A 21,631-nucleotide genomic window follows, 5' to 3' on the forward strand; every position below is an offset into this window, starting at 1 on the left:
TCAGGCCTTGAAGAAGCTGCCGTAGGTCTCGGGCTTGAAGCCGATGAGCAACTTGCCGTCCGCCTCGATAACCGGCCGCTTGATCATCGATGGCTGCTCCAGCATCAGCGCGATCGCCTTGCCCTCGTCGAGATTTTCGCGCTCGGCCTCAGGCAGCTTGCGAAAGGTCGTGCCAGCCCGGTTAATCACCGTTTCCCACCCGGCTTCTTTTGTCCAGGCCTGCAGGTGTGCGCGATCGATTCCGACGGCCTTGTAGTCATGAAACTGGTAGGCGACGTTATGCTCTTCCAGCCAGTTGCGGGCCTTCTTCATGGTGTCGCAGTTCTTGATGCCGTAGATGGTGACGGTCACTTAGTTCTCCAGCGTTCCAGGCTTGCGTGTCGCCTTGCTGGCGGTCTTGCAAGCAATCTTCATCATGTCGGCGCCGCGACGAACGAGCCGTTGAGAGGTGCGCATCACAATCAGGCCAGCCTGCGGCGCACGAATCTCGACGCTGCCGTCAGCCATGCCGGGGCGGGTGATCAACGTCGCAAGCACGTCGCCTTGGCCAACCCATTCGCCGATATTGCGGTGGAACAGGACCGTGCAGGCCTCCGGCGCACGGACCATCTCGATATTGTCGAGTGGGACGGCGGGGCCATCGAAAGCGGGCAGCGAGACGGTGACGTCGATTGCGCCGCGGCTCGCCAGAAACTTCCACAATCCCTCGGCATCCTTCTTCGCCATGTCAGGATAGACATCACGGCGGCCGCGAAGTTCGACGGTTACAGACAGCTTGCCGGGCAAGCGCGACTGCTTCTCCGACGTCTCGCATTTCCAGGCAAAACCGACGGCCTCCTCGAAGGCGGAACTCTCGCCGTCGGACAGAAGAACGGCTTCCATCTCCATCGCGGAGGCCAGGTCGGCCGCCTCAGGCCAGAACGCCTCGTCGATGTAGGCATACTGCAGTGATTCATCATCGCAATGCAGGTCGATTACCAGATCGCAGCCGAGCGCCATGTGCAGCAGCTGGCGCTTCAGTTTGTCGACGGCCGAAAGGCGCTCGAGGTTCTCAAGCAGTCCGTCGCGATCCTTCACCGAGATCAGCGGAAATTCGCGGTTGAAGTTGGTGCGCGATCCAAGATCGAACCGGCCTTGGAGTTCGCCGAAATGAGACTGGGCCGCACCGATCGGGTTGGCATGTGGGACGACAATGATGTCGCTTCTGATTTGGCCGGCACTTTCGGACTGGCGCAATTTTTCGCACAGAAAGTGCACCAGGGCCGTGCCCGGCAGTTCGTTGGCGTGCAGAGCGGCCTGAATATAGACCTTCTGTGCCGCTGGATCGCTGCCCTTGAAACGGAGAACGGGCAGCCGCCATTCGACACCCGCCGTGTCGCCCGCAATGATGATCTCGGACGCATTCATGTTGTTCTCCGCTTCATGCCGTCGTCGCAGGAGCTTTAAGCGACTTCAATAGCCCGAGGCAAGCCGTTATCCTTGCGCCCGCAGCGGCCAACGATCGACATACTCGTAGCCATGTCGCCCGGGCGATTGCGGAGCAGCACGAATTCGCGCGCGGCGACGACCACGCGTGTCTGCACAGTGACACGCGGCATCACCTGGCTATCGTAGAGCCGCGTCGCATGTGGCTGAAAGTTGCGATTTATTCTGGCGTCTTCTCCGAGATTGCGCATTTCGACGCCTACCCGACAGGCCGCGAAGATCACTGCATCTGAAATCCGCGCGCTCTGTTCGACGTTGTAGAGCGAGACATGCAGAAGCTCGGGTGGACGCGGCGAGGGAAGGGAAGGTGATCCAGCTGCAGCCGCCTTGGATCTCCAGGCATTCGCAAAGCGATTGTCCGTCCGGCAAAATCGCAAAGAAGAGATTCTCCTTGTCGAAGCGTAATGCGCGCGGGCTGATTTTCGGGGAAGCGAACTCGAAGGATATCTGTAGACTCTGTTCGTGCATGACCGGCTACCGGGACATCCGCTCGACCTTTCGTTCTCCACGGAATGTGGGGATCGTATCATCTGATCTCGCACCACAGAACGAAAAGAGAACATTTATTGTGAGTCGCGGCGGTAGCGTTTGGTGCTGCGCAAGAAACGGGTTGAATTCAGCGCTCGGCTGCACGATTTTCAGGGTGATCCAGCATGGAGGCAGTGACGATGAAACAGGCAACGCACCACTATCTGATCTTCGAAACCGTCGGCGGTTTCTGCGGCATTGCCTGGAACGCTATCGGCATCACGCGGTTCCAATTGCCGACGTCGAGTGCAGATTCGACCGAGCGCCTTCTCCTGCGTCGCATTCCGGGCGCCGAGCCCGCGACGCCAACGCCCGCCATCACAGACGCCGTAGCGGCGGTAAAGCGCTATTTCCAGGGAGAGCCGACGGACTTCTCGGCCATCAAGCTCGACCTCACTGGCCAGGACCCCTTGTTCAAGCAAATCTATGATGCCGCGCGGCAGGTCGGCTGGGGCCACACGACGACTTATGGCGCTCTTGCAAAGCAACTCGGCGCCGGGCCGGAGGCGGCGCGCGATGTCGGCCAGGCGATGGCGAAAAATCCGGTGGCGTTGATCATCCCGTGCCATCGTGTACTTGCGGCCGGAAACAAGATCGGCGGCTTTTCCGCACCGGGCGGTTCGTCATCGAAGCAGAGGATGCTCGAACTTGAGGGCGTCAGCATGGTGCCGCCGAAACCGGCGCAGCAGTCCCTCGATTTCTGATCGGATTGTAGGGCGGTCTTGATCTCAAGCAAGGGAGCTATCGTTCGCTTCCAGAGCGCCGCACGTCTCAAAGAGGATCGATCGCACCCAGCGGTGGCCGGGATCGCGATGCGTGCGTTCGTGCCAGACCGCGAGCTTGCTGAAGCCGGGGAGATTGACTGGAGGTGCAAACATTGCGAGCCCGTCGCCGTCCCCCACCAGACGGCGCGGAATGACGGCGATCAGATCGGTCATACGCAGCACCTTGGCGAGCGCCAGAAAGCTGGCGACCGACAGCACGACTCGGCGTTCTCTTCCGAGCTTCGCCAGAGCATCGTCCGTCACTCCCCAGAATTGCTGGCCGCCGTAAGATACGAGCGCATGATCGAGAGCGCAGAACCTATCGATTGTCACAGGCGCGGTCGCCGCATCGGGATGATCGGCGCGCAGCGCGCAGATATAGCACTCGTCGAACAAGCACCGGGCGTGTACGTCAGGCGGCACCTCCTCTGGCGTAATCAGTGCTAGATCAAGATCCCCGTTTTCAAATTGAGCTTGGACGCGACCGTTGTCGGCGGGACGCACGGCAACGCGAATGCGAGGTGCTCTCCGCCGCAACTCCGCCAGAAACGGGAGACCCAGAACGGCAAACCGGCTGAAGATCTCGCGAAGACGAAACCGAATCCGATGATCAACGGTCATCAGGTGGCTGGACGGCCTGGTAGATGCCGCCCGCCGCGAGGCTGGAAAATAGGACGTGCGGACTGCGCCCGTTAGAGCGCTGTTGCGCCCAAGAGGATCGGATTCACTGAAACCCAACGGCGCCAGAAAACATGCGCGGCAGCGACGAGATAGAGGCAATCCACGCGACGACATCGGCGGTGAAAACCCACCGAGGCCGCGCTACCGTCTTCCGCGCTGCCGCCCTAATCCGTGCCGTGCTTGGCGCGGAAGAACCACCCGAAATACAGACAGACAAGAAAGAGCACAAAGTGGATCGTGCCGCGTAGGGCGCTAAGGTGAGGCGACTGGACGGCATTGGTCCACATCAGCGGGATCGGGATCTTCGCCAGGTAGAAGTAGAATTGCATGCCGCTGCTGACAAAGAACGCGCCGGCGAGGAATTTGCGGTACTCGCGGTATCGCACCGCAACGTAGAGCATCGGCAGCCCGATAACGATGATTGCGGCGACAAGATAGGGAAGCATGGCTCCTCCTCGGACGGCCACTTGCCGCCGGCCACTTCGCTTGTATATGCTGAATTTGTCAAACAAGTCACGCAAGGACGGGCAGCGGTTCGTAGAGGATGTGGCTCGGCTGCTCGCACCTTGGGACGTTCCGCCCATCGCCGCCCGGCTTTACCGGCATCTGCTTCTTTGCCCCAGCCTCGACCAGATCACCGAGGACCTCGGGATCAGCAAGAGCTGCGCAGGGATGGCGGCGCGATTGTTGGAGGGCTACGCGCTTGCGCGTCGCCACAGCGAGCGTGGAACAAAGCGCGCTTTACGCCTCTGGCCGACCATTACGAAGCCATGATCGGGCAACAGAACCGGCTCCTCGACGCAATGGCCGAGCAGCTGGCGGCCGGAGCCGGAGTCGTTCCGCCCAAGGAAGTAGAAACGCACGTCTCGAGGAGATGGCTGAATCCTATCGGGTGATGCGCGGCGCGCCATGGAAGGCGCCATGCGCCGCCGGAAGCTGAGTCGCCGACCGCGATGAGAGGCGAAATCTCGCGGCGACGTCCCATGCGGAAGAGTCAATAGCATTGACCGGGAGAGGGAAAGAAATGAGCCTCGCTCTGAAACTTCTTGCCCAGACAATCGTCTGGTTCGGTCTCATGGGCGCGATCATCTTCGGTGGCGCAGGAACGATAGACTACACCGGCGGGTGGCTCTATCTGGGCGTGATGATCGCCATCTCAGTTGTATTTGGACTGCACATGGCGCGCGTCGATCCCGGCTTGCTTCAAGAGCGCCTGAAGCCGCCCGTGCAAAGGGACCAACCGCTCGCGGACAAGCTGGTCCTCATCCCAATCCTGCTTCTCATGTTTGGAGGGATGGGACTCATGGCAGCGGATGCTGCGCGCTGGCACTGGTCGAAAATGCCACCTTCCTTGCAGTGGGCAGGATGCGGCTTACTCCTGGCGGCGATATTGTTCATATACTGGACCATGCGCACGAACAGCTTCGCGGCGCCGGTCGTGAAAATACAAAGGGACCGCGGGCAGGCGGTCATCACAACAGGCCCTTATGCCATCGTCCGCCACCCGATGTATTTCGGCGCGCTTTTCTACATCGCAGGGACGTCGCTCGTGCTCGGCTCCTGGTGGGGACTTGCTACGGCGCCGCCTTTGCTAGCCCTCTTGCTCGGCATCCGGATCGGCGTCGAAGAGAAGGCACTCCGCATGGGTCTCGAGGGCTATGACGATTATGCGCGCCGCGTGCGCTACCGTCTGATTCCGCTCATCTGGTGAGACGGTACATCCTGCACGGCAACGCGCGAGCAATCGACGGGCGGCGGGAAACAAGATCGGCGGTTTTTCGGCGCCGGGGAGGCCTGCGATCGAGCCAACCCGCTCGTTCAATGGTTACAGCCAGCGACGAACTCGAACCTTATAATCGCGGTAGGCACCGCCGAAGCGCCGTTCGAGATAGGCCTCCTCGCGTGCGACTACGGCGTATCGCATGATGACGGCAATAGGCAGCACGAGCATAAGAATCCACGAACTGCGTGCAGCCAAGCCGATCCCGGTATAGAGGAGGAACATGCCGACGTAGACGGGATTGCGGCTCAGGCCGTGAATACCGGTCGTCACCAGCGCGCGTACAGGCCGATTGCCGGGCACCGGTGTCCCGGCCCGGGAGAAGTTCCAAAGGCCAGCGGCGAATACAGCAATACCGAGGAAGATCAAACCGCCGCCTGCTACCCAGCGCACCCAAGCAGTCTCGGGCAACGCGAACGGCGGAAGCAGCACGCGATCGAGCACGAGCCCCAGGATCAGGCAGCCGAGAAAGAGCAATGGCGGCCGTATTCTGGGGCTCGCGGTATCACGGTCCTGTTCGCTGGTAGTGTTCATCGGGACGTCCAGTTCTGCCAAGCAATCGATCGATTGCTCACGATCCGGCTAGAATTGACAACTAGGGTGTCATTTTAGCATTGACAATCGAGGCCGGCCACCGCTCGGAATTGCAGCCGTAGGCTCGCTTTCGCTGATCCTACGTCTGCTTTCCCTGTTGCGGCGGTTGCGAGCCGGTCGCCGCTTCCGCCCTCCAGCGTGCATCCGTCAGGCCGGCGATCAGGAAATCCGCCAAGGCAGAGACCTTCGCGGGACGTGCGCGAGCGGTCGGCGTCACGAAATACAATCCACCTTCCGGCAACCGCCAATCCGTGAGAACAGGTTCAAGCTGATCATTCGGAAAATACTCAGCCGCGATAAACTCTGGGAGTTCGGTGATCGCCAGGCCCTCAAGCACTGTCGGTAACAATGCCTCGGCACTCGTTCCCCGTAGCGGCCCTGGGCGTAATCACAGACTCTTCACCTGTTTCCCAGTGCGTGAAGCGCCAGACGTAGTCCTTCGCGCTTTTGTTGTAGCTGAGGCATTGATGGGTGACGAGATCATGCGGATGCTGCGGACGGCCATGCCTTGCAATGTAGGCCGGCGATGCGACAACGAACCGTCGCACAGGTGCGATCAGCCGCGCTACGAGCGATGAGTCTTCCAGAACGGCGATGCGTAGCGCGGCATCGAAGCCGTCGCCGATCAGGTCTGCCTGCGCATCGGTCAGATGAAGGTCGATTGCGATGTCCGGGTAGCATCGAAAGAACTCCGGCAGCATGGGTGCGACCCAGCGCGCGCCGAAGGACAGCGGGGCGGCGAGTTTCACGAGGCCTCGCGGGCGGCTGGAGGCTTCGCGGGCGAAGTCCTCGGCCTCTTCTGCGTCCGCGAAGATCTTGGAGGCCCGTTCGGCGAGCGTGTGACCGTAGTCAGTCAACGCAAGCCGCCGGGACGAAGGCGCCTACCGGATCCTCAACCTACGATATGGCCGCCGACCCCCCCTCACTCCCACTCGATTGTTCTAAACCCAGTTAGTCCCTTGATCTAGCTTGGTTTTTTCTCGATTGACGCGCGAAAAGCCGACCCACGGGCCGTCAAAATCTTACGGTGTTGATTTTAAAAGAAAAATTGCACAAGAAATATTTTGCGCGGTTTCGGTATCTATCGAGGCCGATCGCCTCTCGAAACTGATTTTCGGCTGCTCGTCGTCGGCTCCAGAGCCCACCGAAAAGTACCGTCATCTCTCTATAGTAGATTTTGCCCGATCGAGAGTTCGTGCCTGCGGTTCTTCGTGGCCTCCGACGCCGCTAGCGCGCTTTAGCGCGGTGCCTCGGTGGGGGGGTGGGGCCGGGCGCGCTCGACCGCCCCTACGCTTCACCGCTAACTTTCTGGCGGAACCGGGCAGTTCCCACAGCCCGTAAACACCGGGATCGACGCCAGTCGGGGCTAGAAAAATTGTAATCTTCGTGCTACATATTCACCCGATCTGTAGTGCGAAGGTGGCAAATGCCTACTCCACATACCCCTCCGGCGGCCGTACGCCGCGCCCTGCGGAAGCTCGGCGCGGACATCCACGACGCCCGCCGCCGTCGCAAGCTGCCTATGGCGGTCGTGGCGGAACGTGCCTTCACATCCCGGTCGACCCTACAAAGGGTCGAAGCCGGCGACACCAATGTCAGCATAGGCATCTATGCCGGCGTGCTGCAGGCACTCGGCCTGCTCGGCGGCCTGAGCCAGGTCGCCGACATCAGCAACGACAGCGTGGGACAGGCGTTGGCCAGCGCCGATCTGCCCAAGCACATCCATCTCAAGCGGTCATCCGGATCGTCCCGCGATGGCTGACTTCGAGGTCCATATCGATCTGGACGGCCGGACACGCCCGATTGGACTGGCGAGAAGCAATCGCGTCCGCGGCACGGAAACGATCCTCTTCGAATATGACGATACGTGGCTTGAGGATCCGGACCGCTTCTCTCTCGAGCCGGCCCTTGCTCTGACCCGCGGCGCCTTCGCCCCTCCTGCCGGACTGGCAACCTTCGGGTCCATTGGCGACTCGGCGCCCGATACCTGGGGTCGCCGCCTGATGCAGCGTGCCGAACGCCGCCTGGCGGAGCGCGAAGCTCGCGCCGTTCGCACCCTCGCGGAGAGCGATTATCTGCTCGGTGTCGCCGACGAGACCAGGCTTGGCGCGCTCCGCTTCCGCTGGGTCGGCGACGACGTTTTTCAGGCGCCGATCCGCGATGGCGTTCCCGCCCTGATCGAACTTGGCAGACTGCTCCAGATCACCGAGCGGATTCTCCGAGATGAGGAAACTGACGAAGATCTCCAGCTCATCTTTGCCCCCGGCTCCTCCCTCGGCGGCGCGCGTCCGAAGGCATCGGTCATTGACCAACATGGTCGCCTCTCCATTGCCAAGTTTCCGAAGGAGACCGACGACTACAGCATGGAGACCTGGGAGGAGATCGCGCTGCGGCTTGCCGGGCGGGCCGGTATCGCCACTCCCGACCACGAGCTGATCGATGTCGCCGGCAAGGCGGTGATGCTCTCGCGGCGGTTCGATCGCGATGGCGCGACCCGTATCCCGTTCCTGTCAGCGATGGCGATGATGGGCGCCAAGGATGGCGAGCGCGGCAGCTACCCGGAGATCGTCGATGCCCTCGCGCAGCACGGTGCCCAGGGAAAGACCGACGCCCATGCTCTCTATCGGCGCGTGGTCTTCAACGTCCTGATCTCGAACGTCGATGACCACCTGCGCAATCACGGCTTCCTGTGGTTGGGAAAGGCGGGATGGTCGCTCTCTCCGGCTTACGACCTCAATCCTGTTCCAACCGATTTGAAGGCACGGGTGCTCACGACGAACATCGATCTCGACGAGGGCACCTGCTCCGTCGATCTCCTTGAAGCAGCATCGGAGTTCTTCGGCCTCACTCTGCCGCAAGCGCGCACCATCATCAAAGAAGTCGCGGCGGTTACCGCGACATGGCGGGACACCGCCGAGATGGTCGGCGCTCGATCGGCGGAGATCAACCGCATGGCCAGTGCTTTCGAGCATGACGATCTCAAGCGGGCGCTGGCGCTATGAAAGGACCTTCCTGCACAGCTTCGATCCCCCAGCATCCAGCCCTGTCACTGGCGCGACCGTCGACCTTGACGTCTCGGAGATTGAGGACATACCGCCGGATAGACAAAAATCATTCCCACTCGATCGTGCCAGGCGGCTTCGAGGTGACGTCGTAGACGACACGATTGATGCCGCGCACCTCGTTGATGATGCGGGTTGCGGCGCGGCCGAGGAACTCCATGTCGTAGTGGTAGAAATCGGCGGTCATGCCGTCGACGGAGGTGACGGCGCGCAGTGCGCAGACGAATTCGTAGGTGCGCCCGTCGCCCATGACGCCGACGGTCTGGACCGGCAGCAACACGGCAAACGCCTGCCAGATGGCGTCGTAGAGACCGGCCTTGCGGATTTCGTCGAGATAGATGGCGTCGGCTTCGCGGAGAATCTCCAGCTTTTCGCGGGTGATGCCGCCCGGGCAGCGGATCGCCAGACCTGGACCGGGGAAGGGGTGGCGGCCGATGAATGAATCGGGCAGGCCGAGCTCCTTGCCGAGCACGCGGACCTCGTCTTTGAAGAGCTCGCGCAGCGGCTCGACGAGCTGCATGTTCATGCGCTCCGGCAGGCCGCCGACATTGTGGTGCGACTTGATCGTCACCGACGGGCCGCCGGTGAAGGAAACGCTTTCGATTACATCGGGATAGAGCGTGCCCTGGCCGAGGAAGTCGGCGCCGCCGAGCTTCTTCGCCTCTTCCTCGAAGGTCTCGATGAACAGCCGGCCGATGATCTTGCGCTTCGTCTCGGGATCGCTGACGCCTTCGAGCTCGCCGATGAACTTGTCGGAAGCGTCGACGTGAACCAGGTGCAGGTTGTAGTGTTCGCGGAACATGGCGACGACGTTGGCCGCCTCATCCTTGCGCATCAGGCCGTGATCGACGAGCACGCACGTCAGTTTATCGCCGATCGCTTCGTGGATTAGAAGTGCTGCAACGGAACTGTCGACGCCGCCCGAAAGCGCGCAGAGGACGCGCTTGTCGCCGACCTGCTCGCGGATCGCTTCGACCGCCTTCTGGCGATAGGCCGACATCGACCAGTCGCCCTTGATGCCGGCGATGTTGTGAATGAAGTTGGCAATCAGCTTGGCGCCGTCAGGCGTGTGCACGACTTCGGGATGGAACTGCACGCCGTAATATTTGCGCTTCTCATCGGCGATGAAGGCGTAAGGCGCGTTCGGCGACGTCGCGACGACTTCGAAGCCTTCGGGGAGTGCCGTGACGCGGTCGCCGTGGCTCATCCAGACCTGATGGCGCGAACCCTTTGACCAGAGGCCTTCGAACAGGGCGCTGTCTTCGTCCACCTCGAGGAAGGCGCGGCCGAATTCGCGGTGGTGGCCGCTCTCGACCTTGCCGCCGAGCTGCATGCACATCGTCTGCTGGCCGTAGCAGATGCCGAAAACGGGCAGGCCGCTGTCGAAGATGATATCAGGCGCGCGGGGCGAGCCTTCATCGACCGTCGAGGCCGGGCTGCCGGACAGGATCACGGCCTTCGGCCGCAGGCGCTTGAAGCCTTCTTCGGCGGACTGGAAGGGAACGATCTCGCAGTAGACCCCAGTTTCGCGCACGCGGCGTGCGATCAGCTGGGTTACCTGGCTGCCGAAATCGACGATGAGAACGCTGTCTGGATGTGCTGTCTGGGTCATGGCGAGCCTTTAATGAAAAGCACCCGGTCTTGCAATGCGCGAAATCCTTCGCTGGAGGATTTTATTGTCCTGATTGTCCCTGTTTTGCAGGCTCTAGAACCAGAATACGCCGTCCTCCAGCGCCGTAAACAGGCTGTCGACGGCATAAGACAGCTTGCGGTCGACGACATGCAGGTATTCCGTCCAGCCGGAAATATGCTGCAGCTCTTCCACGCCGTCGGAAATCCCGCGTAGGCCGATCAGCGGCAGCTGGTATGCCTGGCAAGCGCGCAGGATTGCGAAGGTCTCCATATCGACCATGTCTGCGGCGATACCGTTATAGGCCTGTCCCGACACGACATTGCCGCCGGTTGAGAGGCTCGCCTCGGGAATGCCTGGTATTCTGAGTGGCAGATCGACGATGGCGGGCAAGTCGAGAAACGGCGTGCGCCCCTTCTCGAAGCCGAGCGGCGATGCGTCCATGTCGCGATAGGAAACGGAGGTTGCCTGATAGACCTCGGTCTGTTCGAGCTTTGCCGACCCGGCCGAACCGAGCGACACGACCAGCTGCGGCAACTCGTCGGTCTGCTCCAATTGCGCGAGCGCCCGGGTGAGTACGATGGCCGCCTCGATCGGACCGACCCCTGTCATCAGCGGCTCGAAGCGAGAGCGCAGGAAAGGACCATACTCGGCCTCGGCCGCCATCACGAAGAGAATGGACTTGCCGGCGACCGATTTCAGCTCAAACTTCATCCCGAAATGCCCTCTCTGCCACGGATGATCATCATGGTGCTTGTCATGGAAGCGATCAGCTTTGCCGGTCCGTCGCCGATCGCGTAACCGCGCCCGTCCGCAACGATGATGTTCGATCCCGGCTTGGTGATCTCGCCCCGAAAGAGGAAGCGATCACCACGCCCCGGCGACAGCAGATTGACCTTGAATTCGATCGTCAGAATGGATGCCTCGGCATCGATGACGCTGTAGGCGGCAAAACCGCAGGCAGAATCGAGGGCAGCTGAGATCACGCCGGCATGCAGGATCCCGTGCTGCTGAGTGAGCTTGACGTCGAATGGCAGCTCAATCTCCACCATTGCCCGCTCGACGCGCGTCAATTCGGCGCCGATCGTGTGCATCGCCGCCTGGCGCGCAAAGTTTTTCCGAATCCGCTCGTGGAAATCGCCACTGTCGTTGTCAGTCATCGTTTCGCCTTTCTTGCGAGCGCGAAAGTGGCATGGTGCGCCGCGTCAGACAAGCGGTTCCCGGAAATCAGTTGGCGCAGCGCTCCCGCGCGATTTGCTGCCGCCTACCGTTTGACCGCGCGTGCCAGCGCCGGGCGTAAAGATTGGATTCAGTCTTTTTTGGTAAATCTCCGTTAGCCATTGCTTCTCAGTGGTTCCCCGGTGGCAGCGAATCTGCCGTCGACAGTTGTTTTGCGTGCGGGTTCTTATGCGTCTATCGGCTGCGTCAGCTTTCTTCCTTGCTTGCCTTGCTTTGTCAGGCTGCACGTCCAGTTTGGGACCGGACAGCCTCGTTGCAGGAGCGCCATCGCGTGAGATGACCAATTCGGTCACGCGCCCAAGCGCTCCCGTGCCGGCAACGACGGTGCCGTCGGCTGATGTCGCGGAGACGCCAGCGTCAGCCGCGCCGCGACAGGAGGAATTGGCTTGGGCCGGCCCGGTCCCCCAGCCGCAAGCCTTCATGCCGCAGGCAGGCGTGGTCGCTGCGCCCATGCCTTCCGAAAGGCCGGTTGAAACAGTGGCGCCGGCCGTATTGGCGCCCGCAGCACCCGAAGCCGACGAGGCGCCGCGGACACGTTCGCGGATCTACAATCACCGTTTCCGTGACGTCAAACCCATTAACTTCGGCTCGTCGTCGCCGCGAAAGCTCGCCGTTCATGGCGTCGACGTTTCGCGATGGCAGGGTGACATCGACTGGCAGAAGCTGAGGACGCAGGGCGCGAACTTCGTCTACATCAAGGCGACTGATGGCGGCGATCATCTTGATCCGATGTTCCGAAAGAACTGGCGGGACGCCAAGCAGGCCGGAATGAAGCGTGGCGCCTATCACTTCTTCTATTGGTGCCGCACGGCAGGCGAACAGGCGGACTGGTTCATCCGCAACGTTCCCCGGGAAGCCGGAGCCTTGCCACCGGTTATCGACGTCGAATGGAACGGCGAGTCGAGCTGCAAGCGGCGCGTCTCGCCCGAGAAGGTTCGCGAGAAGATGCAGGTCTTCATGGACAAGCTAGAGCGGCACTACGGCCAGCGGCCGATCATCTATACGGCGCCGGACTTCTACCGTGACAACCTGAAGGGCGCGTTCCTGAACTATCCTTTCTGGCTGCGTTCGGTTGCGGCACACCCCTCCAAGGTCTATCCCGGACGCCGGTGGGTATTCTGGCAGTATTCGGGCTCCGGCATCTCGCACGGTGTCGACGGTCGGATCGACCTGAACGTGTTCCACGGCAGCGAGGATGATTGGCACGACTGGGTCGCCCGCGCCGGTTGAGACGCTGCCTGTTTCGCCCGCGAGAAACAATCGGGAGGTCCGCCATGGTAGAAGTTGTGCTATTTCACCACGCGCTTGGATTGACGCAGGGCGTTATCGCTTTTGCTGCAGACCTGCGAGCCGGTGGACACGTCGTTCATACGCCCGACCTATTTGCCGGCCGGACGTCGACACCTCGGAGCAGGGTGTGCAGCATGCTCAGGAGATCGGCTTCGGCGAGATTATCCAACGCGGAGCCCGCGCCGTGGATGCGCTTGCGAGTGAGCTCGTCTATGTCGGTCTCTCCCTCGGTGTTCTCCCGGCGCAGTATCTGGCTCAGACGCGTCCCGGCGCGCGGGGCGCGATCTTCCTTCACGCCTGCTTGCCGCGTTCGGAATTCGGTTCGGCTTGGCCGAAAGCCCTGCCCGCGCAGATCCATGCAATGGACGCCGACCCGTTCTTCGTGGGAGACGGTGATATCGAGGCGGCGAAGGCGCTGGCCGGCGAGTCGGCTGAGGTCAGGCTTTTCCTCTATCCGGGCGACGAGCACCTTTTTTCCGACCGGTTGCTCGCGGCCTATGATCCAGCCGCGCTGTTCTTCAACGGCGATTGCTCGACTTTCTCGCGGATCGATAACTATTCGCTCGTGTCGCGCGGCGGGCAAATTGCTAGTTCAAATAGACGATCGAGGCATTGAGCAGCGCCTCGAAGCTCACCCAGACGGCATAGGGAATGAAGAGCAGCGCCGAAATTCGGTCCGATTTCCAGCGGTTGACGACAAAGGCAAGGATCAGCGCCAGCAGCAAAACGATCACGACGAACGCAGCCGATGGCATCCGCAAGCCGAAGAAGGATGGAGACCAGAGAAAATTCAGCACCATTTGCCAGGCCCAGACGAGCATGCCGATCGAGAGGTGTCCGCGCAGCCACGTCCGCGCCCCGGCAATGCCGATCAGCGCATAGAGAACGAGCCAGACGGGCCCGAAAATCCAATCAGGTGGATTGAACGCCGGCTTGACGAGAGATTGGTACCATTCCCCGGGCGGATTGCTGACGCCGATAACCACGCCTCCACCCAGCGCGATTGCGACGAAGACGACGTAGGTCAGGGTCCTGCTCATTCGCCTGACATAGGGCGGCTCATATCCGTGAACCAGATCGCTAGCGATCTTTTGCGCACAATTCAGATGGTCGCAATTCGTACGATATGCTGGTCCCAGGCGACGTCGCTCTGCGTTGATAGAAACCCGCCTTCATAGGACGACACGGCAAAACCGCTCCTGGCAGCGGCAATGCCTGCCGCGTCCGGCACGAACTCCTCATGGAGCACCCGACCGCTCTTCGCATCGATCGTCACGGAAGCACCGCCCTTGGGGGAGGTGACGCCGACCAGCCCTTCCATCCGATTGATTGCGATGGCGCCGACATAGTTTGCGAGCCGGCGTGTGGTCTCTTCCGGAAGATCGACAAAGCGCAGATCCTCGCCTTTCGCAAACGAGCCGACGAGCGGCGGCAGGTCGTTGCGATGGCCCTCGTATTGGCAGGCAAACCAGATGCGGCCGCTGTCGTCGACATCGACGTGCCGTGTAGAGAGTTGCGCCCACTGCGATGGCAAGGAGCGTTTTTCGATCAGCGTTCCCGTTGCCGCGCCTATCAGCGTCAGCGACGGTTGCATGCTGGATAGGTTGAGCTTCGTGCGGCCGAGGTCCGGATGCGTTTCGATCCCGCCATTGGCGACGATCAGCATGCGCCCGTCGTCAGACACGGTCATGTCATGCGGACCGACGCCGTAGGTCTCGAACTCGCCGATACGCTCAAAACGGCTCGTCGCGTCGTAAAGGCCGATCACGCCACGGTTGGTGTCGAAGGCGTTCTCGCTGGCATAGAGAAGCCGGCCACTCGGTGAAAAGGCGCCATGGCCATAGAAGTGGCGACCCTCGGCAGCCGTGATGATGATCGGCTCTTTCCTGCTGCGAGAATCGAAGATCATCGCATAGGTGCCGGGGCGGCGGGCAAACGCGACAGTCTTTCCCGTCATTTGGCTGAAGGCCATGCCATGCGCTCGTGCCGGAAGTGCGACTTGATCGATGATTTCACCGCGCTCCGAAACGGTGGCAACGGCGTAGGATCCGTTTGCCGTTCGCATACCAGATGCATAGACAGCATCCGCGCGTTCCAGCGCCATGAGCGCACGTGGCTGGAGAGCGGCCAGGAATGTCAGTCCGGCGGCTTTCACGAAACTGCGCCGGTCGATCGCCGAGCTATTCCACATGGCCTCAATCGCCGTCCGAGAAAGAGAAGCCGGCTGACAGGCCGATCGCTGCGCCGTAATCATCGCTGATTTTGGTGATCAGTTCGCGCGTACTGACGAGAAGGGCATCGAGCTTTGCTTTCTCCTCGGCACTGGTCGCAACTTCGATATCCGGGTTGAGCTTCGGCACGGTCTCCAGCAGCGACTTGAAGCTGGCATCGATCGCATCGGCGATGGGCTTCTTGTCCGCAGGTAAAAGCTCGGCCATGCCGGCCTTTTGCCAGAGCGTGCGCAATCCTTCGAGGTTGGCCGTCATCGACTTCCACGTGTTGTGGGAGCGCCAATAGATCGCCATGCGCGGACGTGGTGTGGTGTCCTTGCCCTTGTAGAACTGCTCGAGCCGCTGGTCGCGGACGGTCTCCGCGCCATGAACGAGAATCCCGAGCAGCGCGGTCACCGCTTCCTTGTTGTCCATGAAGTCTGCGCTTTGCGGGCCCGGATGCTTCCAGCTCGCCTGCACGCCATCAGGCTTTTCCCAGGCCGCGACGACTTCGCCGGCCTCGCGCTGGACGTTGCCGGCAATTGCAGCGCCATAGAGGCATCGGAAGCTGTTCTTCTGCTTGGTCAGGTCTTCGGAGCCGGTGCCGTAAAGCACGTACTCAAGCGCCGTCAGTCCCTGCAGCGCCACGCTCTTGCCGGCGATTGCGTCGACTGTCGCATCTTTGGGGTCGGCCTTGGCGATCAGAGCCTGAACTTGTTTCAGGCCGACGCCCTTGCGATCGGGATAAAAAAGGATGTGCTCGAAGAGATTGTCCTGGATAACCGGCCCGGTCTGGACAATCTCTATGACCGACCAATAACGGATCGTGTCGTCGAAGGCCGATTTCGCCTTGTCGAGTGTCTGCTGGGTCGCGTCATCGCAGAGGTCCTTCATTGCCGTTGTCAGGCGCGCTGCCGATTGCTGGGCATTGCGGTAGCCAGGGCGGATTACGTCATCGACTGCCCGCTGCATCACTGCGGATACCGCCTCCTCGTTCAGGCCGGCTTGCGGTACAGTGGTCTGGGCGGCAGCGGAGGCAGCAAGGGCAAGGGAGAGAACAAGGGGTTGCCAAAGGCGCATCAAAGGGACTCCAGGAATGTAATCAGTGCCTGCCGGTCATCCTTCGGCAGGGATGCGAAAGCGTCACGCGCCTTTTGCGCCTCGCCGCCATGCCAGAGAATCGCTTCGGTGAGATTTCTGGCGCGTCCGTCGTGGAGGAAAAAGCTGTGCCCGCTGACAGTCTGGGTCAGACCTATACCCCATAGTGGCGGCGTGCGCCATTCACGACCGTTGGCGCTTCCGACTTGTTGTCCGTCCGCAAGACCGTCGCCCATGTCATGCAGCAGCAAGTCGGAATAGGGCCAGATCAGCTGGAAGGATTGGGCCTTGTCGGCGCTGTCGCGGCGCGTGACGAACTTCGGCACGTGGCAGGAGATGCAGCCGCTTTGGTAGAAGATCTTCTTGCCCCGCAGGGTTGCCGGAAAGCTCGCCTTTCGCCGCGCAGGGACGGCCAGGTTGGCGGAATAGAAGGTGACGAGGTCGAGGATCGGGCCGGGCGCCTCCTCCTTGCCTAGGCGCTTCTGCACGCCTGTCGGCATCTTCTGGCACTCTGCTTCGGCTTTTGTGCAGTCGCCGTGTGGGTCGGGCCGGTCGGAGTTCGAAATGCCAATGTCGTTGGAAAAGGCATCGGCGCTCTGATCACGCACGCTTGCATTCTGGGCCTTCCAACCGAAGCGACCGAGCGCGATCTTACCGGTGCGGTGATCACGCACGATCGCCGCCTTGCCATGGATGCCGTCGCCGTTCGCATCGTCCGGATCGGCGTGGGCTAGGATGTCCGCCTCGGGAATGGCCTCGATCAGGCCAAGCCCGATCATCGCGGGCGCGACGCGTGGCGAGATCGTTGTCGCGGGGTCGAGTGGCCCGTAGCCAAGGTTGGTCACCGCATAGGTCGGACGGCGCAGCGAGGCCGTTTCGCCGTCGCCAAGCCTCACAGGCTCCTCGGTGTAGCGGATCGCCATCTTGCCCTCGGAGGGAAGACCCGGAACTGCAAGATCCTGCAACTGGTGGCCATAGACAGGGTCGGGGAAGTTGACGGTCTCGGCGGTGGCGATTGCGCGTTGCTCCTCCGGCGTGATCGCCGCGCGCGATAGGCGCAGGAACATCGAGGTGGCGCTGACGCCGCCTTCCGGGGGCTTTCCGCGGCCGTCATTCAAATGGCAACTCATGCAGGAGCGGGCGTTGAAGAGCGGCCCCAGGCCATCCGAGGCCTGCGTCGAGGAGGGGGCGGAAACCCAGAGCTTCTTGAAGAGGGCATTTCCAAGACGGAACGGCTGTTCTTCCTCAAAGGGGATCGTCGCGGAAATATGCGAAAAGGAATCCTCTGTGACCGGATCGATGGAGGTGGCGCCGCCGGCCTGCATCGCCTCGTATTGCTCGACCTTGGAAAAATCGGTGGTCGGTCGCGTCACATCGGCGACGCGTTTCATATCTGCCTCGGAAAGATCGGTTCGCTTTGTCGGGAGATCGAAATCGGACGCCAGGGCGACAGAAAATCCGGCAATCGCGGCGCAGAACACTGCGCTACCGAGAAGACGAGGGGCCGGTCTGGAAGGCATCGGGGGTTCGGGCCGCTCCGCCAAACAAAGCGGCCCGCCTTTTCACTTATTGGAAGACCGCGCTAGGGTTATCCAAGCTGTCGGAACCTTCAAGCTTCACCGTGCCGAGATCGAGTGCGGCAATAACGCGCTGCACGGACTTGGTCTGGTCGACGAGACCGTCGATGGCAGCCTGAACGACGGCGTTGCCCTTCTTGTTGCCTTCGCCGATCATCTGGTCGTACTTCTCGACATTCTGACCGCGCTTCGCCATGACCTGCATCGCATCGAGCGTCTTCTTCAGCTTCGCCTGCATGTCCTTGTCGAGCTTGTTGTCCTTGGCTGCGACGAGATCATGCAGCGACGGACCCTTTATCTTCGTGCCGTCGACGCGCGTGTAATCGCCGGTGTAAGCGGCGGCGATGCCGATCGCGTCGTTGAGGTGCGAGTTGTAGGTGTTGTCGGAGAAGCAATCGTGCTCTTCTTCCGGATCGTGCAGCAGCAGGCCGAGCTTCATGCGCTCGCCGGCCAGCTCGCCGTAGGAGAGCGAACCCATGCCGGTCAGGATGGCAACGAGGCCGGCCTTCGGGTCTGCTTCGACATGCTTGGTGGCTTCGCCATCCGGAGCCCAGTTGTTGGTCATTTCCTGAAGGTCGGAAACGAGAAGCGTGGAGGCGGACTTCAGATACTCTGCGCGGCGATCGCAATTGCCGTGCGTGCAATTCTTGAGGTCATAATCGGTCGCAGGGCGGTTGCCAGCACCTGGACCCGTGCCGTTGAGGTCCTGGCCCCAGAGCAGGAACTCGATCGCGTGGTAGCCCGTTGCGACATTGGCTTCGACGCCGCCGGCTTCTGCCAGCGTGCCAGACAGGAATTCAGGCGTCAGCTTGGACGCGTCAACGTCCTTGCCGTCGATCTTGATCGTCTTGTTGGCAATGACGTTGGCCACATAGAGCGAGTTCTCGTCGCTCTCGGTGCCGTAGGACGGGTCGACATAGTCGATCAGGCCTTCGTCCAGTGGCCAGGCGTTGACCTTGCCTTCCCAGTCGTCGACGATCGGGTTGCCGAAGCGGTAGACTTCCGTCTGCTGGTAAGGGACGCGAGCCTTGATCCAGGCGGCGCGGGCAGCCTTCAATGTTTCATCGGTCGGGTTCTTGAGCAGGGCGTCGATTGCCGCGTCGAGAGCTTTCGCCGTGGTCAGCGAGTCTTCGTACTTGGCATGTGCAACTTCGGCGTAATGCTTGACGACTGCAGCAGCATCCGGTGCCGCGTAGGCGGGAATGGCAAGCAGAGCGGTTGGGGCCACCGCCAGCGCCACAGCTGCGCAAAAATTCTTGTTGAGTTTCATAATCCTCTCCTGCGCGGACGTTCCGTCTGAGGTCCGACGAAAAATCTCTTCGCCCAAAAGCAAACTGGTGTCAAACACTCTAGTTTGGAATGATTTTAAGTATATTCGCCGCCGTTGCTGGGGCGCGCCGAGTGAATGCTCAGCCTTTCCTCTGCATGCGGCAGAAGAAGAAACCGTCTGTATCGGTGGAGGCGGGCGTCAGGGTGATGGTCCTGCTGTCGGACGAGCGGGGCCGTGGACTGTCCTTTCCGAATAGTCCATCCCAGGCAGGCAGGGCACTGACGATTTCGTAGTCGCCGTTCTCGGTGGTGAATCGCCGGACCTGTTCCTCGTTTTCCTGCGGCAGCACCGAGCAGGTCACATAGATCAGCTCGCCGCCCGGGCGGACAAAGGCACTGGCCTGCTTGAGTGCATCTTGCTGCTGGGCGGTGCGCTCATCGAGGTTCTTGGCGGTCAGCCGCCATTTGGTGTCAGGCCGCCGCCGCCATGTGCCGGTTCCCGTGCATGGCGCATCGACGAGCACCTTGTCGCAGCGATCGCTGAGGCTCTTCAAGGCCTTGGCGTCATCATGCACTTGGACATTGCGGGTTCCCGCACGCTTCAACCGCTCGATGATCGGAGCGAGCCGCTTGCGATCCGCATCGTAGGCGTGGACCTGGCCTTTGTTGTGCATGGCCGCCGACATGGCGAGCGTCTTGCCGCCGCCGCCCGCGCAGTAATCGAGAACCTGTTCGCCGTCTTTGGGAAGCACGAGATCGGCAACGATCTGCGATCCCTCGTCCTGTACTTCGAACCAGCCTTTCTGGAACGAAAGCTCGGCTGTCACGTTTGGAAGCCGTGAGGCTCCTTCGCCGGCGGGAATCCGGATGCCGTACCGCGCGATCGCGGCCTCGTGTGCGCCGGCTCTTTCGAGCGCCTTGACCGTCTTGTCGCGGGTGGCTTTGAGGATGTTGGCGCGCAAATCGAGCGTGGGACGCCCGGCAAGGGCCTGCGCCTCGGCGAGCCACTGATCGCCGAAGGCACGTTCAAAGGAGGACTGCACCCATTCGGGAATATCGCCCTGAACATGAGCCGGGGCGTCGGCCAGCCGGCGGCTGTTGAAGGCGGAGAGCTGCGCTTCGGAAAGCGGGCTTGGCGCGAACTTGTCGTCCGTGAGATCCGCCGCAAGGCTTTCCGGCGTGAAGCCCCACTGCCGGAACATGACGGCATGGGCGATGGCGGATGCGCTATCGTCGTCCATCAGCCACGCGTGGGAGAGGCGCATACGAAGCGCATCATAGACAATATTGCCGATCGCCGCGCGATCGCCGGATCCGGCGAAGCGATGAGCGAGGCCCCAGTCCTTCAATGCATCGGCTACAGGCCGTCTGCGGGCATCGATATCTGCAAGAACCGAAATCGCCCCTTCGAGCCGTCCGCCCAAACGCATTCACACAGCTCCTAGTCGCCTCGGGTCAAAATACCGGGCTTGTGAACAATCTGCAGGAAGCGCGACAGACGCAGCAGATTGTACACAAGTCTTCAATCGCGTCGTACTCGCGATTGGCGGCAAGAGCAAGCGGACCCCTCGGGCCGACAGATGCTTTAGCCTATGACCTCGTAGCAGACCTTCGCGGTGCCGCTGCTGACCATACCAATGTTCTGGGCGGCGGCGCGGGAGAGATCGAGGACGCGGCCACGAATGAATGGGCCACGATCGTTGACGCGGACGACGACACTGCGTCCGTTTCTACGGTTGGTAACTTTCAGCTTCGTACCAAATGCCAGTGAACGATGTGCTGCAGTATTGATGGTCGGGTTCATACGTTCCCCGGAAGCGGTTTTGGAGCGAAGTGCGTACCATGAAGCGCCACCGCAACCATTTGCAGCAAATCCTTCAACGGGAAGGATGGTAGAACAGGCTGCAATAGTTGCTGCTGCGATAACAGAACGGCAAATTTTCTTCAAAACGGATTGTCCCTCAACTGTTGAACTCGCGCCTTGTGGGCGGTGGGAGGGTTGAATCCGGCCAAGTGTGGCGAAAAAGTGCCCCCAATTATCACGGAATATTACAAAGCGTAATATTTGTGATGGCAAGATGCGCGACATGGAGTCGCTAAAAAACAAGGAGATGGGAAAAAAGATAATGAAATCAAGTAAAATTAGAACGTTTTTTGCAAGGCCAAATCCACGCAACCCACGATCACAAAACTAACGAAAATAATTTTGCGTGATCGCCATAATTACTGCCTCATTTGAGCAAATTCAGGGGCCGTTAACCATAAACCGGCACTGGATTGTGCGCGCTGTGTCGGCGAGGTAGGAATTTTCTACCCTTTTGCTGAACTGCTGATGGCTGCCTTGGACAACCACAGGAAGTAAAATCTGCAGCCCGCTCCCGCAGCGTTGGTAACGCATGATATGAAGCTGGCAGGGGAGTTTGC

24 protein-coding genes and 1 pseudogene are annotated in these 21,631 nt (G+C 61.0%); 7 read left to right on the forward strand and 18 right to left on the reverse strand.

Features of this window, described 5'->3' with window-relative positions:
* The 3 genes from K9B32_RS06430 to K9B32_RS06440 are packed head-to-tail and all read right to left on the reverse strand — an operon-like array spanning window position 1 to window position 1,862.
* Entirely contained in the window at window positions 1–351 is a 351-nt protein-coding gene (locus K9B32_RS06430; RefSeq protein ID WP_224561051.1) for an ArsC family reductase, read from the reverse strand.
* On the reverse strand, window positions 352–1,407 hold the full coding sequence (locus tag K9B32_RS06435; protein ID WP_224561052.1) for a succinylglutamate desuccinylase/aspartoacylase family protein: 1,056 nt from the start codon (window positions 1,405–1,407) through the stop codon (window positions 352–354).
* A gap of 35 nt (window positions 1,408–1,442) precedes the next feature.
* The gene (locus K9B32_RS06440; protein ID WP_224561053.1) at window positions 1,443–1,862 is read right to left on the reverse strand and encodes a hypothetical protein; all 420 of its coding nucleotides are present in this window, start codon (window positions 1,860–1,862) and stop codon (window positions 1,443–1,445) included.
* 291 nt (window positions 1,863–2,153) lie between these two features.
* Here K9B32_RS06440 and K9B32_RS06445 point away from each other — a divergent pair, with 291 nt between their 5' ends.
* On the forward strand, window positions 2,154–2,717 hold the full coding sequence (locus K9B32_RS06445) for a methylated-DNA--[protein]-cysteine S-methyltransferase (RefSeq protein ID WP_224561054.1): 564 nt from the start codon (window positions 2,154–2,156) through the stop codon (window positions 2,715–2,717).
* 24 nt (window positions 2,718–2,741) lie between these two features.
* Here the strand turns inward: K9B32_RS06445 and K9B32_RS06450 are convergent, their stop codons facing one another.
* Both K9B32_RS06450 and K9B32_RS06455 read right to left on the reverse strand, forming a co-directional pair.
* Window positions 2,742–3,398, reverse strand: a complete 657-nt coding sequence (locus tag K9B32_RS06450; RefSeq protein ID WP_224561055.1) for a LysR substrate-binding domain-containing protein — start codon at window positions 3,396–3,398, stop codon at window positions 2,742–2,744.
* A 224-nt stretch (window positions 3,399–3,622) separates the two neighbouring features.
* Complete coding sequence (locus tag K9B32_RS06455; protein ID WP_224561056.1) at window positions 3,623–3,904, reverse strand: hypothetical protein; 282 nt, start codon at window positions 3,902–3,904, stop codon at window positions 3,623–3,625.
* A 46-nt stretch (window positions 3,905–3,950) separates the two neighbouring features.
* On the opposite strand from K9B32_RS06455, the gene K9B32_RS06460 reads away from it, so the two are divergent.
* Both K9B32_RS06460 and K9B32_RS06465 read left to right on the forward strand, forming a co-directional pair.
* The gene (locus K9B32_RS06460) at window positions 3,951–4,232 is read left to right on the forward strand and encodes a hypothetical protein (protein ID WP_224561057.1); all 282 of its coding nucleotides are present in this window, start codon (window positions 3,951–3,953) and stop codon (window positions 4,230–4,232) included.
* A gap of 250 nt (window positions 4,233–4,482) precedes the next feature.
* Window positions 4,483–5,169 (forward strand): methyltransferase family protein, encoded by a 687-nt coding sequence (locus K9B32_RS06465; RefSeq protein WP_224561058.1) that lies wholly within the window; start codon window positions 4,483–4,485, stop codon window positions 5,167–5,169.
* 114 nt (window positions 5,170–5,283) lie between these two features.
* Here the strand turns inward: K9B32_RS06465 and K9B32_RS06470 are convergent, their stop codons facing one another.
* The 3 genes from K9B32_RS06470 to K9B32_RS28920 form a co-directional block, all read right to left on the reverse strand.
* Window positions 5,284–5,772, reverse strand: coding sequence for a methyltransferase family protein (locus K9B32_RS06470; RefSeq protein WP_224561059.1), 489 nt, complete (start codon window positions 5,770–5,772; stop codon window positions 5,284–5,286).
* Window positions 5,773–5,911: 139 nt separating this feature from the next.
* Window positions 5,912–6,181, reverse strand: coding sequence for a LysR substrate-binding domain-containing protein (locus tag K9B32_RS28915; protein WP_263490536.1), 270 nt, complete (start codon window positions 6,179–6,181; stop codon window positions 5,912–5,914).
* Window positions 6,162–6,689 carry a substrate binding domain-containing protein gene (locus K9B32_RS28920; RefSeq protein ID WP_263490537.1) on the reverse strand — a complete coding sequence of 176 codons (528 nt, stop codon included), beginning with the start codon at window positions 6,687–6,689 and terminating at the stop codon, window positions 6,162–6,164. Before K9B32_RS28920 ends, K9B32_RS28915 begins: the two co-directional genes overlap by 20 nt.
* A gap of 569 nt (window positions 6,690–7,258) precedes the next feature.
* Between K9B32_RS28920 and K9B32_RS06480 the strand changes: the two genes are divergently transcribed.
* Window positions 7,259–7,594 (forward strand): helix-turn-helix domain-containing protein, encoded by a 336-nt coding sequence (locus K9B32_RS06480; protein WP_224561060.1) that lies wholly within the window; start codon window positions 7,259–7,261, stop codon window positions 7,592–7,594.
* The gene (locus K9B32_RS06485) at window positions 7,587–8,834 is read left to right on the forward strand and encodes a type II toxin-antitoxin system HipA family toxin (RefSeq protein ID WP_224561061.1); all 1,248 of its coding nucleotides are present in this window, start codon (window positions 7,587–7,589) and stop codon (window positions 8,832–8,834) included. The genes K9B32_RS06480 and K9B32_RS06485 overlap by 8 nt, the downstream gene beginning before the upstream one ends.
* 109 nt (window positions 8,835–8,943) lie before the next feature.
* On the opposite strand, the gene guaA is transcribed toward K9B32_RS06485, so the two are convergent.
* The 3 genes from guaA to K9B32_RS06500 form a co-directional block, all read right to left on the reverse strand.
* Window positions 8,944–10,506 carry a glutamine-hydrolyzing GMP synthase gene (guaA, locus tag K9B32_RS06490; RefSeq protein ID WP_224561062.1) on the reverse strand — a complete coding sequence of 521 codons (1,563 nt, stop codon included), beginning with the start codon at window positions 10,504–10,506 and terminating at the stop codon, window positions 8,944–8,946.
* Window positions 10,507–10,599: 93 nt separating this feature from the next.
* Window positions 10,600–11,238 (reverse strand): 5'-methylthioadenosine/S-adenosylhomocysteine nucleosidase, encoded by a 639-nt coding sequence (locus tag K9B32_RS06495; protein ID WP_224561063.1) that lies wholly within the window; start codon window positions 11,236–11,238, stop codon window positions 10,600–10,602.
* Entirely contained in the window at window positions 11,235–11,684 is a 450-nt protein-coding gene (locus K9B32_RS06500) for a PaaI family thioesterase (protein WP_007799468.1), read from the reverse strand. The genes K9B32_RS06495 and K9B32_RS06500 overlap by 4 nt, the downstream gene beginning before the upstream one ends.
* A 247-nt stretch (window positions 11,685–11,931) precedes the next feature.
* On the opposite strand from K9B32_RS06500, the gene K9B32_RS06505 reads away from it, so the two are divergent.
* Both K9B32_RS06505 and K9B32_RS06510 read left to right on the forward strand, forming a co-directional pair.
* Window positions 11,932–12,993 carry a GH25 family lysozyme gene (locus tag K9B32_RS06505; protein WP_224561064.1) on the forward strand — a complete coding sequence of 354 codons (1,062 nt, stop codon included), beginning with the start codon at window positions 11,932–11,934 and terminating at the stop codon, window positions 12,991–12,993.
* Between the two features lie 44 nt (window positions 12,994–13,037).
* Window positions 13,038–13,608: pseudogene (locus K9B32_RS06510) on the forward strand (dienelactone hydrolase family protein).
* Window positions 13,609–13,640: 32 nt separating this feature from the next.
* Here the strand turns inward: K9B32_RS06510 and K9B32_RS06515 are convergent.
* The 7 genes from K9B32_RS06515 to K9B32_RS06545 form a co-directional block, all read right to left on the reverse strand.
* Entirely contained in the window at window positions 13,641–14,093 is a 453-nt protein-coding gene (locus K9B32_RS06515; protein WP_224561065.1) for a TspO/MBR family protein, read from the reverse strand.
* A gap of 62 nt (window positions 14,094–14,155) precedes the next feature.
* Window positions 14,156–15,244, reverse strand: a complete 1,089-nt coding sequence (locus tag K9B32_RS06520; protein ID WP_224561066.1) for a DUF1513 domain-containing protein — start codon at window positions 15,242–15,244, stop codon at window positions 14,156–14,158.
* A 4-nt stretch (window positions 15,245–15,248) separates the two neighbouring features.
* The gene (locus tag K9B32_RS06525; RefSeq protein ID WP_224561067.1) at window positions 15,249–16,343 is read right to left on the reverse strand and encodes an imelysin family protein; all 1,095 of its coding nucleotides are present in this window, start codon (window positions 16,341–16,343) and stop codon (window positions 15,249–15,251) included.
* Window positions 16,343–17,881 (reverse strand): di-heme oxidoredictase family protein, encoded by a 1,539-nt coding sequence (locus K9B32_RS06530; RefSeq protein WP_224561068.1) that lies wholly within the window; start codon window positions 17,879–17,881, stop codon window positions 16,343–16,345. Before K9B32_RS06530 ends, K9B32_RS06525 begins: the two co-directional genes overlap by 1 nt.
* A 46-nt stretch (window positions 17,882–17,927) precedes the next feature.
* Entirely contained in the window at window positions 17,928–19,208 is a 1,281-nt protein-coding gene (locus K9B32_RS06535) for an imelysin family protein (protein ID WP_224561069.1), read from the reverse strand.
* Window positions 19,209–19,347: 139 nt separating this feature from the next.
* Window positions 19,348–20,637, reverse strand: coding sequence for an RsmB/NOP family class I SAM-dependent RNA methyltransferase (locus K9B32_RS06540; protein ID WP_224561070.1), 1,290 nt, complete (start codon window positions 20,635–20,637; stop codon window positions 19,348–19,350).
* Window positions 20,638–20,792: 155 nt separating this feature from the next.
* Window positions 20,793–21,155, reverse strand: a complete 363-nt coding sequence (locus K9B32_RS06545) for a septal ring lytic transglycosylase RlpA family protein (protein WP_024317743.1) — start codon at window positions 21,153–21,155, stop codon at window positions 20,793–20,795.
* Window positions 21,156–21,631 lie beyond the last annotated feature (476 nt).

This window comes from Rhizobium sp. 3T7, assembly GCF_020166565.1.
GTDB lineage: Bacteria > Pseudomonadota > Alphaproteobacteria > Rhizobiales > Rhizobiaceae > Rhizobium.

What these genes read in the sequence shown, in the direction of transcription:
- K9B32_RS06525 (WP_224561067.1), bottom strand. Translation starts at nt 16,343, where the DNA reads ATGCGCCTTTGGCAACCCCTTGTTCTCTCCCTTGCCCTTGCTGCCTCC.
- K9B32_RS06520 (WP_224561066.1), bottom strand. Translation starts at nt 15,244, where the DNA reads ATGTGGAATAGCTCGGCGATCGACCGGCGCAGTTTCGTGAAAGCCGCC.
- K9B32_RS06465 (WP_224561058.1), top strand. Translation starts at nt 4,483, where the DNA reads ATGAGCCTCGCTCTGAAACTTCTTGCCCAGACAATCGTCTGGTTCGGT.
- K9B32_RS06495 (WP_224561063.1), bottom strand. Translation starts at nt 11,238, where the DNA reads ATGAAGTTTGAGCTGAAATCGGTCGCCGGCAAGTCCATTCTCTTCGTG.
- K9B32_RS06535 (WP_224561069.1), bottom strand. Translation starts at nt 19,208, where the DNA reads ATGAAACTCAACAAGAATTTTTGCGCAGCTGTGGCGCTGGCGGTGGCC.
- K9B32_RS06455 (WP_224561056.1), bottom strand. Translation starts at nt 3,904, where the DNA reads ATGCTTCCCTATCTTGTCGCCGCAATCATCGTTATCGGGCTGCCGATG.
- K9B32_RS06450 (WP_224561055.1), bottom strand. Translation starts at nt 3,398, where the DNA reads ATGACCGTTGATCATCGGATTCGGTTTCGTCTTCGCGAGATCTTCAGC.
- K9B32_RS06435 (WP_224561052.1), bottom strand. Translation starts at nt 1,407, where the DNA reads ATGAATGCGTCCGAGATCATCATTGCGGGCGACACGGCGGGTGTCGAA.
- K9B32_RS06445 (WP_224561054.1), top strand. Translation starts at nt 2,154, where the DNA reads ATGAAACAGGCAACGCACCACTATCTGATCTTCGAAACCGTCGGCGGT.
- K9B32_RS06505 (WP_224561064.1), top strand. Translation starts at nt 11,932, where the DNA reads ATGCGTCTATCGGCTGCGTCAGCTTTCTTCCTTGCTTGCCTTGCTTTG.
- K9B32_RS06485 (WP_224561061.1), top strand. Translation starts at nt 7,587, where the DNA reads ATGGCTGACTTCGAGGTCCATATCGATCTGGACGGCCGGACACGCCCG.
- K9B32_RS06500 (WP_007799468.1), bottom strand. Translation starts at nt 11,684, where the DNA reads ATGACTGACAACGACAGTGGCGATTTCCACGAGCGGATTCGGAAAAAC.
- K9B32_RS06515 (WP_224561065.1), bottom strand. Translation starts at nt 14,093, where the DNA reads ATGAGCAGGACCCTGACCTACGTCGTCTTCGTCGCAATCGCGCTGGGT.
- K9B32_RS06470 (WP_224561059.1), bottom strand. Translation starts at nt 5,772, where the DNA reads ATGAACACTACCAGCGAACAGGACCGTGATACCGCGAGCCCCAGAATA.
- K9B32_RS06540 (WP_224561070.1), bottom strand. Translation starts at nt 20,637, where the DNA reads ATGCGTTTGGGCGGACGGCTCGAAGGGGCGATTTCGGTTCTTGCAGAT.
- K9B32_RS06460 (WP_224561057.1), top strand. Translation starts at nt 3,951, where the DNA reads ATGCTGAATTTGTCAAACAAGTCACGCAAGGACGGGCAGCGGTTCGTA.
- K9B32_RS06480 (WP_224561060.1), top strand. Translation starts at nt 7,259, where the DNA reads ATGCCTACTCCACATACCCCTCCGGCGGCCGTACGCCGCGCCCTGCGG.
- guaA (WP_224561062.1), bottom strand. Translation starts at nt 10,506, where the DNA reads ATGACCCAGACAGCACATCCAGACAGCGTTCTCATCGTCGATTTCGGC.
- K9B32_RS06530 (WP_224561068.1), bottom strand. Translation starts at nt 17,881, where the DNA reads ATGCCTTCCAGACCGGCCCCTCGTCTTCTCGGTAGCGCAGTGTTCTGC.